The sequence below is a fragment of the Sphingomonas sp. 2378 genome (assembly GCF_038084995.1).
GTDB lineage: Bacteria > Pseudomonadota > Alphaproteobacteria > Sphingomonadales > Sphingomonadaceae > Sphingomonas.
The window spans coordinates 1-245 of sequence record NZ_JAXCMJ010000162.1; the positions used below are offsets into that span (position 1 = coordinate 1).

1 protein-coding gene is annotated in these 245 nt (G+C 69.0%); it reads right to left on the minus strand.

Annotation, left to right across the window (positions count from 1 at the left end):
• Positions 1-245 (minus strand): transposase (locus SM191_RS19750; protein ID WP_341507682.1); only part of this gene is annotated, 245 nt, incomplete at both ends.

Below are 245 nucleotides of genomic sequence, written 5' to 3' on the forward strand. Positions count from 1 at the left end.
GAAGAAGGGGATGACCTCGGCCCAGGCGCGCCGCCAGCTCTGGCCGATGGCGGGATAGCGGGTGCCCCAGGGCCCCGCCTCGAATGCCGTCAGGGCCTGCTCGGCCGCCTCGGCGCTGGGCGCGCGGTAGATATCCTTCAGGGCGCTCGCCAGGCCCTTGCGGTCCTTCCAGGACACGAAATCCATGGAATTGCGCAGCAGGTGGACGATGCAGGTTTGAACCACGGCGTCGGGAAACACGGCGG